The 12,648-nt window shown below is 49.2% G+C and carries 11 protein-coding genes and 1 riboswitch; of the genes, 9 read left to right on the top strand and 2 right to left on the bottom strand.

What is annotated here, in order from left to right:
• Nucleotides 1–204 precede the first annotated feature (204 nt).
• A riboswitch (TPP riboswitch) is annotated at nt 205–292 on the top strand.
• Between the two features lie 66 nt (nt 293–358).
• Nucleotides 359–1,669 (top strand): phosphomethylpyrimidine synthase ThiC, encoded by a 1,311-nt coding sequence (thiC, locus tag ACGTIC_RS09520; protein WP_059075905.1) that lies wholly within the window; start codon nt 359–361, stop codon nt 1,667–1,669.
• Between the two features lie 186 nt (nt 1,670–1,855).
• Here thiC and ACGTIC_RS09515 read toward each other — a convergent pair whose 3' ends face one another.
• Nucleotides 1,856–3,385: a Ppx/GppA phosphatase family protein gene (locus tag ACGTIC_RS09515; RefSeq protein WP_113855802.1), complete on the bottom strand. Its 1,530-nt coding sequence runs from the start codon at nt 3,383–3,385 to the stop codon at nt 1,856–1,858.
• A gap of 211 nt (nt 3,386–3,596) precedes the next feature.
• On the opposite strand from ACGTIC_RS09515, the gene ACGTIC_RS09510 reads away from it, so the two are divergent.
• The 3 genes from ACGTIC_RS09510 to ACGTIC_RS09500 all read left to right on the top strand — a co-directional run bounded on the left by ACGTIC_RS09510 (nt 3,597) and on the right by ACGTIC_RS09500 (nt 8,347).
• The gene (locus tag ACGTIC_RS09510; protein ID WP_113855803.1) at nt 3,597–5,150 is read left to right on the top strand and encodes an HD domain-containing protein; all 1,554 of its coding nucleotides are present in this window, start codon (nt 3,597–3,599) and stop codon (nt 5,148–5,150) included.
• Nucleotides 5,151–5,153: 3 nt separating this feature from the next.
• Nucleotides 5,154–7,274, top strand: coding sequence for a polyphosphate kinase 1 (ppk1, locus tag ACGTIC_RS09505; RefSeq protein ID WP_394522426.1), 2,121 nt, complete (start codon nt 5,154–5,156; stop codon nt 7,272–7,274).
• 95 nt (nt 7,275–7,369) lie between these two features.
• The gene (locus tag ACGTIC_RS09500; RefSeq protein ID WP_113855805.1) at nt 7,370–8,347 is read left to right on the top strand and encodes a ubiquitin-like domain-containing protein; all 978 of its coding nucleotides are present in this window, start codon (nt 7,370–7,372) and stop codon (nt 8,345–8,347) included.
• 106 nt (nt 8,348–8,453) lie between these two features.
• Here the strand turns inward: ACGTIC_RS09500 and ACGTIC_RS09495 are convergent, their stop codons facing one another.
• Complete coding sequence (locus ACGTIC_RS09495; RefSeq protein WP_075581094.1) at nt 8,454–9,131, bottom strand: molybdenum cofactor guanylyltransferase; 678 nt, start codon at nt 9,129–9,131, stop codon at nt 8,454–8,456.
• A 306-nt stretch (nt 9,132–9,437) separates the two neighbouring features.
• Between ACGTIC_RS09495 and rpsB the strand changes: the two genes are divergently transcribed.
• The 5 genes from rpsB to ACGTIC_RS09470 all read left to right on the top strand — a co-directional run bounded on the left by rpsB (nt 9,438) and on the right by ACGTIC_RS09470 (nt 12,648).
• Entirely contained in the window at nt 9,438–10,190 is a 753-nt protein-coding gene (gene rpsB, locus ACGTIC_RS09490; RefSeq protein ID WP_059075911.1) for a 30S ribosomal protein S2, read from the top strand.
• 144 nt (nt 10,191–10,334) lie between these two features.
• A complete protein-coding gene (gene tsf, locus ACGTIC_RS09485; protein ID WP_059075912.1) occupies nt 10,335–10,982 on the top strand; it encodes a translation elongation factor Ts in 648 nt (215 codons plus the stop codon).
• A gap of 70 nt (nt 10,983–11,052) precedes the next feature.
• Nucleotides 11,053–11,775, top strand: a complete 723-nt coding sequence (gene pyrH, locus ACGTIC_RS09480; RefSeq protein WP_072235718.1) for a UMP kinase — start codon at nt 11,053–11,055, stop codon at nt 11,773–11,775.
• 76 nt (nt 11,776–11,851) lie between these two features.
• Complete coding sequence (gene frr, locus ACGTIC_RS09475; protein ID WP_059075913.1) at nt 11,852–12,412, top strand: ribosome recycling factor; 561 nt, start codon at nt 11,852–11,854, stop codon at nt 12,410–12,412.
• Complete coding sequence (locus tag ACGTIC_RS09470; RefSeq protein ID WP_083237030.1) at nt 12,409–12,648, top strand: hypothetical protein; 240 nt, start codon at nt 12,409–12,411, stop codon at nt 12,646–12,648. Before frr ends, ACGTIC_RS09470 begins: the two co-directional genes overlap by 4 nt.

The raw sequence follows: 12,648 nt of genomic DNA, 5'->3' as shown, positions 1-12,648 counted from the left end.
CATATTGGATTTCTGATAAGAATATTATACAGTAAAATGTCTCTTCTGAAAATACGACAAACGATATATAGAGCAATTAGTTTCAAATTGTGAAGAAACTGTGATATTCGTCCTGCATAGCCTCTCTGCTGCCACGGCGATTTACTGGTCTGCATAAAAATATGACTTGTAATTATGAACAGGGTGTACTATAATAAGCGAAGGATAAAAAGCTAGGGGCGCCGCAAGGCTGAGAATGACCCTTTAACCTGATTCGGGTAATGCCGACGTAGGGAAGCTGTTACCGGATATGATAGCTCACCCTGCGGGGGTGGGCTTTTTTGTTATGTATTTTTGGATATGTTTAGGAGGATGTGTCATGAACTACACCACACAGATGGATGCAGCACGTAAAGGTATCGTTACGCCGCAAATGGAAATCGTTGCTAAAAAGGAACAGATGCCTGTTGAAAAACTGATGGAACTCGTTGCCAGCGGCAAGGTAGCTATCCCTGCCAACAAACTGCATACGGCACTCAGCCCGGAAGGCATTGGCAAGAACTGCCGCACCAAAATCAACGTCAATCTCGGTGTATCGCCGGAACATAATAACCATGAAGAAGAACTGCAGAAAGTCCAGAGTGCTATCGATATGAAAGCCGAAGCCATCATGGATTTGTCCAACTTCGGCAAGACCCGTGATTTCCGCCGCAAACTGGTTGGCATGTCTACAGCTATGATCGGTACGGTACCGATGTACGATGCCGTCGGTATGCTCGATAAAGACCTGAAAGATATCACGGTCGACGAATTTTTCTCAGTCGTCGAACAACATGCTGAAGATGGTGTAGATTTCATGACTATCCACTGTGGCATGAACCAGAAAACAGCAGAACGGATTAAACGCAATCCGCGTCTGACGAACGTCGTTTCCCGTGGCGGTTCACTGCTCTTTGCCTGGATGGAAATGAATAAGAAAGAAAATCCGTTCTATGAATATTACGATCGTCTCCTCGACATCTGTGAAAAATATGACGTTACCCTGAGCCTGGGCGATGCCTGCCGTCCTGGCTGTACACACGATTCGACCGATGCCGCTCAGATTGAAGAACTGATTACGCTCGGCGAACTGACCAAACGCGCCTGGGATCACAACGTACAGGTCATGATCGAAGGCCCGGGCCACATGGTTCTCACAGAAATCGCTGCCAATATGAAGATTGAAAAGCGGCTCTGTCACGAAGCGCCTTTCTATGTATTGGGGCCATTGGTTACCGATATCGCACCGGGCTATGACCACATTACCAGTGCCATCGGCGGTGCCATTGCTGGTTCCTGCGGCGCTGACTTCCTCTGCTATGTCACACCGGCTGAACATCTGCGCCTGCCGTCCGTAGAAGACGTCAAGGAAGGGATCATCGCTACCCGTCTGGCTGCTCATGCGGCAGATCTTGCTAAAGGTATCCCGGGTGCTCAGGAATGGGACGACGCCATGAGCAAGGCTCGTGTCGATGTTGACTTCGAAAAGATGATTTCCCTGGCCATTGACCCGGTCAAAGCCAGAAAATATTATGAATCGAGCAAACCAGAATGTGAAGGAACTTGCTCCATGTGCGGCCGTATGTGCCCGGCACGGACGATGAAGAAAATCCTGGCCGGAGAAGACGTATCTCTTCTCGATGAATGCTGATAGCAGCAGATAGTATTTCTCATAGATAAAGAAAACGGGATTGCCTGTGAAGGTTTGTACCAGCACAGGCAGTCCCGTTTTCCTTAGAGTATGATAGGGAAAGTTTGATGTATCATGAATGGTGCATTTTGTATATTATTTAATTTTTGACAAACGTCAAACGAACTATGAAAGGAGCTTTGCCTTTTATTTCCATACCAGCAGCAGAGATGCTCCGAATTCTTTCTTGAATTGACTGAGAAGCTGCTTCATTTCATAATCGGCCGCGTTGTAGGTAGCTCCCGGTGTGACCGTCAGGATGAGGACGATGACGTTTTCTGCATGAGCTACTTCGATATTATCCACGAGCTGTTCGTAGGTCAGGTCCGACGCTTCAGCCAGGGCCAGCAGGGTAGAGAGGCGACGGATCATCGTCCATTCTTCTTCCGATGGCATATGGGCATACCGATAGGACCGCATGATTTTACGGCTGATACCATGATGGAATCCGGCGATGAACGAGGCGTCGATTTGTTCCATCTGAGTCAGGCCGTAAATCGGTGCATGGCCGATGATGAAAGCCGAATGACGGGCATGATCGTAATAGTTGATGATTTTTCCCACATCGTGCAGGCGGGCTGCCGTGACCAAAAGCCGCCGTTCCTTGGGACCGTAGCCGTGCAGGGGCTGCAGCTGGTCGAAGAGCATTGCCGCTACCCGTTCTACCTGCTGGATATGCTGGTAGTTCGTGTTGGGCAGGGCCTTGAGGAAATTAGAAATGCTTTGTTCCAGGATATCGTCGAAGCGTGGTTTTTCCATATTGGCATAAGCGGCGTAGTATTCGAAGAACAAGCCTTCACGCAGGCCGCAGCCGCTGACGATGAGTTCCTGACTGCGCGTGAGAGAAAATAAGGTATCGATGACCAGGGCCCCGGCGATGATTAAATCAGAACGATCGGAAGAAAGACCGGGTATCTTTTTCCGATTTACTGCCGTACGGGTCGTAATTTCGATGAATAAATTTTCGAAGTTGTCATATGATAGAATATAATTATGGATTTTGGATAAATCATAGCCTGTGATGCGCTGGTCCATCTTGGCAAAATTACGGGCCGTCCCGCCTATACCGATGAGAGGCAGGCCTGCATCAGTGATAAAGGAGACTTCTTCCAACTGGTTGCCGACGTATTTCTGACAGGCTTCCAGGGCATCCGGGTCGGGGTCACCGGAGGTATTGAATTTTTCCGTCAGCGTTACGGCTCCAATGGGCACGGATACGGATTTTTTAATTTCTCCATTGCGGACGAGAGTTAATTCAACACTGGCGCCGCCCAGGTCGAAGAGAACAAAATCACGGACGTTGATCGTATTGATGACACCCAGATAACCCAGGTAGGCTTCCCGTTCACCAGTGATGACATTCATGGTAATGCCTGTTTCTTTATTGATCCGCTTTAGAAAATCATCGCCGTTGGAAGCATTGCGGACAGCCGCTGTGGCTACGGCAATACAATGTTCGATATGACCGACATCCATCATGTGTTTGTAGACTTTAAGACAGGTCATGGCTCGTTCCATGCCTTTTTCACTCAGCATCTGCGTTTCGCTCAGACCGTGGCCGAGACGGATGGCTTCTTTTTCCTGATACATAAACGAATACGCACCATTATCTGCTATCTGCAGGGCTACGAATCGGATGGAGTTCGATCCCAGATCAATGATGGCTATTTTTTCCATAACATACCTCTCTTTATATTCAATCAGACAGACGAAGGGCAATACCAACTTGTCGCTAAATACATATTATATCAGAAAAAAAGTGGGGCCGGAAATTTTTTATAGTAAAATAGGGAAATCTTTTACAAAGATTATACAGAAAATAGGTAAATGACCTCTTGAAATCATGTATAATATAGATATTAAAACTAAATACGAGTGAGGGTTGACTATGGAGAACAGGGTAAGGCAGTATGCCGGTATCATTCATATCGGTACTGTAAATATGGCAATGAAAATCATATCGTACACGGCGATGGATGATATGACAATCATAGAAAATGTATCCCAGGAAGTGGAATACGGTGAAGAAGTATTTAAGACACATCACGTCAGTTTCCGTTCCTTAAATGAAATCTGCCGCATTCTGAACGGCTTCAAACAATTGCTGCGTGACTATGATATACAGGACGTACGGGTCATTACGACGACAGCCATACGGGAAGCCGACAATATGCTGAATGCGCTCGACCAGATTAAAGTACGCACGGGCTTTAAAGTCGAAGTCGTTCACATGGCCAAAGAAATTTACTACAAGTTTTTTGGCCTCTATTATCATGTCCTGAAAGGGACCTTTAATTTTGCTGGTCATGCTGTGCTGCTGGTAGACATTACCTCTGGCGGTATGGGCCTGACCTGCTGGCAGGATGACCATCTTCTGTTCCAGCAGAATGTCTATCTTGGTTCACTGCGGATTATGGAAAACTTTACACAGCGTCAGCGCGAAGACATTTCGTTTCCGACAGCAGCGCGGGAATTCATTCATGGCAGTCTGGCACCGCTCTGGGCTAATGTGCACGAACATGACATCCGCTATATCGTCCTTTCCGGCAAAAGCGCCGTCCTCCTGGGCAAGCTGATGCACATCGAGCCACAGAATGGGGCCACGCTGATCCGGCCGCAGATGTTCCGCGATTTTGTCGAATCCTTCCACGGCCTGACGCCGCTTAAGCTCATGCAGCGCTTCAAATTATCCGAAGGCCTGGCCAATGTGCTCATGCCGACGTTTATGCTGTACTATGAACTGTTCCGGACTATTGAAATCGACATGATCGTATTGATGAGTACGACCTTTACGGAAGGCTATTCCCTGTATTACGTAGCCGAACAGACAGCAGATCCCTATGTGAATCACCAGCGGGGACTGCTGCTTGACCTGGCCCGGACCATCGCTGGCCGCTACCTGTATAATCCGGATCATTCGGCTCGCGTCGAATCGTATGCTGCAAAAATTTTCCAGGCTCTGTATCAACGCTGTGGCCTTGCGTATCATACGGGCTATCTGCTGCGGCTGGCTGCTATTTTGCACGAAACCGGTAAATTCATCAACATGCGCAAGCATCGTGTCTGTTCGTACGAATTGATCCGGCAGACTGATTTATTCAGTATTACAGACGAAGAAAAAGAAATCGTCGCCAGTGTCGCTTCCTATATTGACCCGTACATGCCTTCAGAACATGCGGACTGGGTTGACCGGAATCCAACGCCGGGACTGGAAGTATTGATTTCTAAACTGCAGGCTATCTTTTCCCTGGCAGATGCTATCGATAAGAGTCATACGGGAAAAATCAAGCAGATTCGCGCCGTTTTAGGCGACAAGGAACTCAGATTGTATTATCAGTCGGAACTGGATATTTCTCTCGAACGGTGGTCGTTTATTCAGGCCAGCCGGAATTTTGAAGAAATATTCGGTATTACTCCCCGATTGCTGAAAGGGCAGGTGTGATGAGTGGATACGTTAGATCCTCATAATTTTTTAAACCGTGAATGTACATGGATTAAGTTCAATGAACGAGTGCTGCGGGAGTCGGCTGTTCCCTCCAATCCGCTGCTGGAACAACTGAATTTTGTCGCTATCAGCGCATCGAATCTCGATGAATTTTTCATGATTCGCGTGGCCGGCGTCAAGCATCTCATCGAAAGCGGCGTGCCGCACCACGATATTGCTGGCATGACACCGCAGGAACAGTTTTCAGCTATCGAACAGATGGTACACGAACAGGTACGGCAGCAGTATGCCTATCTGAATGACCTGCGCGACCGCTTGCGTGGCGAAGGCCTGTATTTCATCAAGCCGTCTGAATTGGATGAAAAGCAGCAGTTATGGCTGGAAAATTTCTTTGAACGGGAAATCTACCCGGTCGTCACGCCGATGGCCGTCGATTCGAGCCACCCGTTCCCCTTCCTTTCCAGTCTGAGCCTCAACCTGGCTGTCCTCCTGCGCCGCCGCGAAGGGGATAGCAGCGTCAAGACAGCTATCCTGCCCGTACCGTCGTCAGTCATCAATCGGATTATCAAAGTGCCGGGCGAAACGGGACCACAGCAGTTCCTCTTCCTGGAAGACGTGCTCAGTACCTTTGCTGAACGTTTCTTCCTGGGCTGTGAAATCCTGGAAGTCACGCCATTCCGCGTGACCCGCGATGCCGACCTGGACATCGATGATGATGCGGAAGATCTCCTGGCAGAAGTCGTCAAATCGCTGAAAAAGCGTAAAAAAGGTGCTGCCGTCCGTCTGGAACTGGCTGATTCGGCAAGCCGTATGGTGAAGACCCTGCTTATGACCGAACTGTCTCTGGAAGAACGCGATGTGTACATGATCCCCGGACCGTTGGACTGCAAGGTGTTTTTCTCCTTCACGGGTATCGAAGGCTACGACTATCTGCGCTATGCACCGGCTTTCCCGCAGCCGGCGTACGAATTAGAAAACCTCCATGCTCCGGATATGTGGACCGCTATTTCGCAGCGCGATATCATGGTCCATCACCCGTATGAAACCTTTGAAACTATCGAAAACTTCGTCCGCCTGGCCGCCACTGACCCGGACGTACTGGCCATCAAACAGACGCTGTACCGCGTGAGCAGCAAGTCGCCCATTATCGCGGCCCTGGCCCAGGCTGCGGAAAATGGCAAGCAGGTCACGGTGCTCATGGAAGTTAAGGCCCGGTTTGATGAAGAAAATAATATCCACATGGCGGCGAAGCTGGAAAAGGCCGGCTGCCACGTCATTTACGGCATCATGGGCCTCAAGACCCATTCCAAGATTACCCTCGTCGTGCGCCGCGAAGAAGACGGCATCAAACGCTATGTCCATCTGGCGACGGGGAACTACAACGGCAAGACGGCCCGCATCTATACGGATGTCGGTATTCTGACTTCCGACCCGCTGATCGGCGTCGATGCTTCGGCCTCCTTCAACCTCCTGTCCGGTTATTCCGATCCTCCATATTGGAACAAACTGGCCGTAGCTCCGCTCAATCTGCGTCAGCGGATTTATGAAGAAATCGATCAGGAAACGGCCTGGGCCCGGCAAGGGAAGAAAGCTTTGATCATCGCCAAGATGAACTCGCTCCTTGATAAGAAAGTCATCGCCCGCCTCTATGAAGCGTCGCAGGCTGGCGTCAAAATCAAGCTCATCGTCCGTGGTATCTGCGTGCTCCGTCCGGAAGTACCCGGCCTCAGTGATAATATCGAAGTCCACAGCATCGTAGGACGATATCTGGAACACAGCCGCCTCTTTTATTTCTATAATAATGGCCGGGAAGATGTATTCATTTCCTCCGCCGACTGGATGCCGCGGAATCTGAACGAACGGGTAGAACTGATGATTCCCGTCGAATATCAGCCCCATAAAGAACGGATCAAAGGAATCTTGAACCTGTATTTCCATGATAACGTCAAAGCCTATGCCATGAACGGCGACGGGACATACCGCTATCTGGCTGATACGCGTAAAGGAGAACCCGTTCATGCCCAGGCGATGCTGCAGAAAGAAGCGGAAGACCATACGCGGCAGCTGCAGAAAAAAGATATCAAGACCAGGGTGCTCCGGCGGACTTCTGGGGATAAATGACACATTTTAGTTACAAATCCGGCCTTATTTTGACATATGCCCCCACTTTCTGATAAAATCAAGAGAATGGTGTATTTGAAATAAGGAGGATATGGATGAGAAAACGTATTTCCCAGCGCATTACGCGCATGTATGTGACTCTGATTGCTTTGCTGGTACTGGTATCTCTGACGGGATTCGTGGACCGGGGCAGGGCAGTGACCATAGAAGCAGATGGCCGGACGCATACCGTCTATACCCATGCGATCAATGCGGAAGCGCTCCTGCGGGAAAACAATATTTCCCTCGGTCATCATGACGAAGTAGAGCTTTCGACCGATACGCTGAAAGAAGGGACGACGGCGACTGTGCGCCGGGCCGTACCGGTGACGATAGAATATAAGAATCAGAAAAAGACCATCCGCACTGCGAAAAAGACGGTGCAGGAAGCAGTCGAACAGGCCGGGTACGATAGTGAGAACTACCGGGCATATGGAGATGTATCGGCTCCTGTCAAAGAAAACATGACCATCAGGGTGGGCGTATTATCCCGCAAGGAAATCACGGAAGACGAAGTGGTCCCCTATGCCATCGAAAGCATTCCCGATGAAACACTGGGCCAGGGGGAAGAACAGGTCCTGCAGCAGGGTGTCAATGGCCGCAAGACAGTCAAGAATTATCTGGTCAGCCTCGATGGTCAGGTCGTCGGCAAAGAGCACATTTCTACGACACTGGTGGCAGAGATGCAGCCGCTCATCCGCCATGTAGGCACGAAGGAAACGGTAGAAATCAATACGGGCACCATATCCAAGTACAAAGCTGTCTATACGATGGTTGCCACGGCCTATCTGCCAACCGATGGCAACGGCGAAGGCATCACCAAGATGGGGACGCGTGCCCGCTACGGTGAGATTGCCGTCGATCCCAACGTCATTCCCTTAGGCACGACAGTCTACATCCCCGGCTACGGTATTGCCCGGGCGGAAGATACGGGCAGTGATATCCTGGGGAACCGGGTGGACCTGTGCATGCTCGATTATAACCAGTGCATGCAGTTCGGCCGCCGGACTGTGCTGGTCTACATATTGGAATAACGCTGTTCCCGCACCGGCGGGACAAAAAACAGGCGCTGCAAGATCGTAACAAGAGATCCTGCAGCGCCTGTCTGCATCCGCTTATAGGGCGCGTATATTTTTATGATCAGTCTTTTTTGAGAGCTATGGGATCTGTTTCCAGAAGGGGCTGGAATGCTTCCGGTTCCGTTTCCTTGATTGATTCGTACTGTTCTTCGGCCATCTTGAGGTCCATCGGTGTGTGGACATCGAAGAATATGGCATCTTCCTGCTTATCCTTGCGGACCGGGATCTGTACCAGGTCGATCTGGGGGAAGAACGAGTGGAGAAGGTGATTGCCTTCGACGATTTTCTTCCGCATGAGAGGCATGAGCCGGCGGTTATACACGGCATGGAGACAGATGTCGGTTCCATCCTGGACGGGAACGACGGCATCGGCCGCCTGGATGTGGAAGGACATCTTTTCAATCATGGGAACGGAAACGAAAGGCATGTTGACGCCGATGACGAAGATATTTTCCGCATCGGTATACTGGAAGGCCGTTGCTACAGCCCCCAGTGTCTGGGCGCCTTTATACACGTCTTCTACGATGAGGGCATCTTTCAGACAGTCGATGTCCTTGAAAATAGCCTTGTCGTTGGTTACGACCATAGGAGATTTGTCAAAGACGAAATCGAGCAGGGTGTAAATCGTTTCAATCAGTGTCGTCCCTTCAAACGAAGCCAGGGCCTTGTTGTATCCCATACGGGAATCATCGCCGCCAGCTAAGATGACAGGTTGCAGGGTTTCCATTTGTTCAAACATGAGCCGTACCTCCTTAAAATAGTCCTTTCTGTGGCCTTACTATTATGTCTTCACGGCAAGGGTACTGCTCCGTCCGGGACATCTGCACCCAGAAGACAATATAACATTATTCTACCATATTGTCATATATTTATCCATAAAAACTTGAAAGACGAAGTCGCAAAAAAAGCTTGTGGCCCTATACGTCTTGTGATATAATATGAAAGGTTCAAAATACACACGCACCGTCGAGCTTGTAACTGTGCCGTTTGCGCGGTTTTCACAAGTGATGACCGGGCGGAGGAAAAAACAGGAGGAATCACAATTATGGCAGTAGTATCAATGAAACAATTATTAGAAGCAGGTGTACATTTCGGTCATCAGACCCGCCGTTGGAACCCTAAGATGGCACGGTTCATCTTCACGGAACGCAATGGCATCTACATCATCGACCTGCAGAAGACCGTTAAGAAAATGGATGAAGCTTACAATTTCGTCCGCGACCTCGCTGCTGAAGGCGGCAAAGTCCTGTTCGTAGGCACGAAGAAACAGGCTCAGGAATCCATTAAAAACGAAGCAGAACGCTGCAACCAGTTCTATGTCAACGAACGCTGGCTCGGCGGTATGCTCACCAACTTCCAGACGATTGAAAAACGGGTAAAACGCCTGAAATCCCTGGAAAAGATGGCTGAAGACGGCACATTCGAAGTATTGCCGAAAAAAGAAGTTACCCTGCTCAAACATGAAATGGATAAACTTCAGAAATACCTCGGCGGCATCAAAGATATGAAGAAGCTGCCTGATGCTCTGTTCATCATCGATCCGAAGAAAGAAGAAATCGCTGTCAAAGAAGCGCGCAAACTGAATATCCCCATTATCGCAACGGTAGACACGAACTGCGATCCCGATGTCATCGATTATCCGATCCCGGCCAACGATGATGCAATCCGTGCCGTCAAACTCCTGACAGGCAAAGTTGCTGATGCTGTTCTCGAAGGCAACCAGGGTGAACAGACCGAAGAAGGCGCTGAAGCAGAAGCTCCGGCAGAAGAAGCAGAAGAAACAGCTGAAGAAAACTAATACCCAGGACAGTCCTGCGTGGTATGCAAAGAGGAGCTGTCGCACAAAGGCAGCTCCTTTTTAGACCGCATGACAGGCTGTCCCGGTAGTATACCGCACTATATTTGACTATATTATTACATTTCACGCTTAGGAGGAATACTCATGGCTATTACAGCAGCAATGGTAAAAGAATTAAGAACAAAAACGGGTGCAGGCATGATGGACTGCAAAAAGGCACTGACCGAAAGCAACGGTGATATGGAAAAAGCAATCGATCTGCTTCGTGAACATGGCCTGGCTGCAGCAGCTAAAAAAGCAAGCCGTATCGCTGCTGAAGGGTTGGTTTATTCTTATATCCATGGCAATGGCCGCATCGGCGTCCTCGTCGAAGTAAACTGCGAAACAGACTTTGTTGCCCAGACAGACAACTTCAAATCCCTCTGCAAAGATATTGCCATGCAGATTGCCGCTGCCAAACCGGCTTACCTCAAGAGAGAAGAAGTACCGGCAGATGTCCTCGAACATGAAAAAGAAGTTCTCCGTCAGCAGGCTCTGAACGAAGGCAAACCGGAAAAGATCGTTGAAAAGATGATCGTCGGCCGGATTGAAAAATTCTACAAAGAAAACTGCCTCCTCGATCAGGAATTCATCAAAGATTCCGACAAGACGGTTCAGCAGGTCGTCAATGAAGCCATCGCTAAGATTGGTGAAAAAATCGATATCCGCCGCTATACACGTTATGAACTCGGTGAAGGCCTCCAGAAGCGCAGTGATGATTTCGTTTCTGAAGTAATGGCACAGGTTAAATAAGTTTAATACGATCCCTATAAGAGAACACCGGCTTTCAGTGTTCTCTTATTTTCTAACAGGAGGAGCCATTATGAACAGAAAATACAAACGCGTTGTACTGAAATTGAGCGGTGAAGCTCTTGCCGGATCACAGGGATACGGCATTGATCCCGTTACGGTCGATGTCATTTCCAAACAGGTCGTTGAAGTTGCCAACAAAGGTATCCAGGTAGCCATCGTCGTAGGCGGCGGCAATATCTGGCGCGGCCTTTCTGGCAAAGCCAAAGGCATGGACCGCGTATCGGCCGACTATATGGGCATGCTGGCAACGGTCATGAATGCCCTGGCCCTGCAGGATGCCATCGAAAAGAACGGCGTTGTCACCCGCGTCCAGACGGCCATTACTATGCAGCAGGTAGCAGAACCGTATATCCGCCGCCGGGCTATCCGCCATATGGAAAAGGGCCGTGTCGTCATCTTCGGTGCCGGTACGGGAAATCCCTATTTTTCGACAGATACGACGGCCGCTCTGCGTGCAGCTGAAATCGATGCCGATGCCATCCTCATGGCGAAAAATGGCGTCGATGGCGTATACGACAGCGATCCCAAGGTTAATCCCGACGCTAAAATGTACACCCACCTTTCTTTCCTCGATGTCATCCAGAAACAGCTGGGCGTCATGGATGCGACGGCGACGACGCTGTGCATGAACAACAACATTCCCATCGTCGTATTCAACATTGACACGAAGGGAAATATCGTCGCTGCCTGCAGCGGGGAAGAAATCGGGACCCTTGTCGATAAAGAAGGATAATCGTTCCTGCGTAGACAAAAAGACATAAAAGCTGTATGATATAGTTAACTAAAAATATGATGAGGAAGTGATTTTCATGGATGTACAGAATACATTGACACAACACGAAGAAAAGATGAACAAATGCATAGAAGCCCTGAAGCGTGATCTGGCTTCTATCCGTACGGGCCGTGCCAGCACGTCTCTCCTGGACCGGGTCATGGTCGATTACTACGGTTCGCAGACGCCGGTCAAACAGGTGGCCAACGTATCGGCTCCGGAACCGCGGCTGATTACCATCGTTCCCTGGGAACGGAACATGCTGAAAGAAATCGAAAAAGCTATCCTGAAATCCGACCTGGGTCTCAACCCGAATAACGACGGAACGATGATCCGCCTGGAAATCCCGCAGCTGACGGAAGAACGGCGTAAAGAGTTTGGCAAAAAGGTAAGCAAACACGCCGAAGAAGCTAAAGTCGCTATCCGCAATCTGCGCCGGGACTGCAATGATCTGTTCAAAAAAGCAGAAAAGAAAAAAGAAATAACGGAAGATGAAAGTAAGGAAGCTCAGACCAAAATCCAGAAAATGACAGATCAGAAAATCAAAGATATCGACGCTTTGAAAGATAAAAAGACTAAAGAAGTCATGGAAGTATGATGGATATACGGATTCTCATTGGCATGCCGTTATGGTATGCCAAATCTGTATTAGAGGGTAAAAATATCCCCTATGTCCTGGAGCAGACTGTCTCGCGGAGTCATTATTTCTCTTGTGACGACCAGGAAATCTATGTCATCCGGGCTGTAGAAAGAGACGGCGTCGTCCATCTGGTGTACAATTACAGCCTGAAAGCGAGTGACAGTGTGCAGCAGGCTCTTCACGATGGAGGATAG

Origin of the sequence: Megasphaera hexanoica (genome assembly GCF_043520715.1) — a bacterium.
Taxonomy (GTDB): Bacteria; Bacillota; Negativicutes; order Veillonellales; family Megasphaeraceae; genus Megasphaera; species Megasphaera hexanoica.
This window is presented reverse-complemented; position numbering and strand designations above follow the sequence as displayed.

What these genes read in the sequence shown, in the direction of transcription:
- pyrH (WP_072235718.1), top strand. Translation starts at nt 11,053, where the DNA reads ATGAACAGAAAATACAAACGCGTTGTACTGAAATTGAGCGGTGAAGCT.
- ACGTIC_RS09470 (WP_083237030.1), top strand. Translation starts at nt 12,409, where the DNA reads ATGATGGATATACGGATTCTCATTGGCATGCCGTTATGGTATGCCAAA.
- ACGTIC_RS09500 (WP_113855805.1), top strand. Translation starts at nt 7,370, where the DNA reads ATGAGAAAACGTATTTCCCAGCGCATTACGCGCATGTATGTGACTCTG.
- frr (WP_059075913.1), top strand. Translation starts at nt 11,852, where the DNA reads ATGGATGTACAGAATACATTGACACAACACGAAGAAAAGATGAACAAA.
- ACGTIC_RS09515 (WP_113855802.1), bottom strand. Translation starts at nt 3,385, where the DNA reads ATGGAAAAAATAGCCATCATTGATCTGGGATCGAACTCCATCCGATTC.
- ACGTIC_RS09510 (WP_113855803.1), top strand. Translation starts at nt 3,597, where the DNA reads ATGGAGAACAGGGTAAGGCAGTATGCCGGTATCATTCATATCGGTACT.
- ACGTIC_RS09495 (WP_075581094.1), bottom strand. Translation starts at nt 9,131, where the DNA reads ATGTTTGAACAAATGGAAACCCTGCAACCTGTCATCTTAGCTGGCGGC.
- tsf (WP_059075912.1), top strand. Translation starts at nt 10,335, where the DNA reads ATGGCTATTACAGCAGCAATGGTAAAAGAATTAAGAACAAAAACGGGT.
- thiC (WP_059075905.1), top strand. Translation starts at nt 359, where the DNA reads ATGAACTACACCACACAGATGGATGCAGCACGTAAAGGTATCGTTACG.
- rpsB (WP_059075911.1), top strand. Translation starts at nt 9,438, where the DNA reads ATGGCAGTAGTATCAATGAAACAATTATTAGAAGCAGGTGTACATTTC.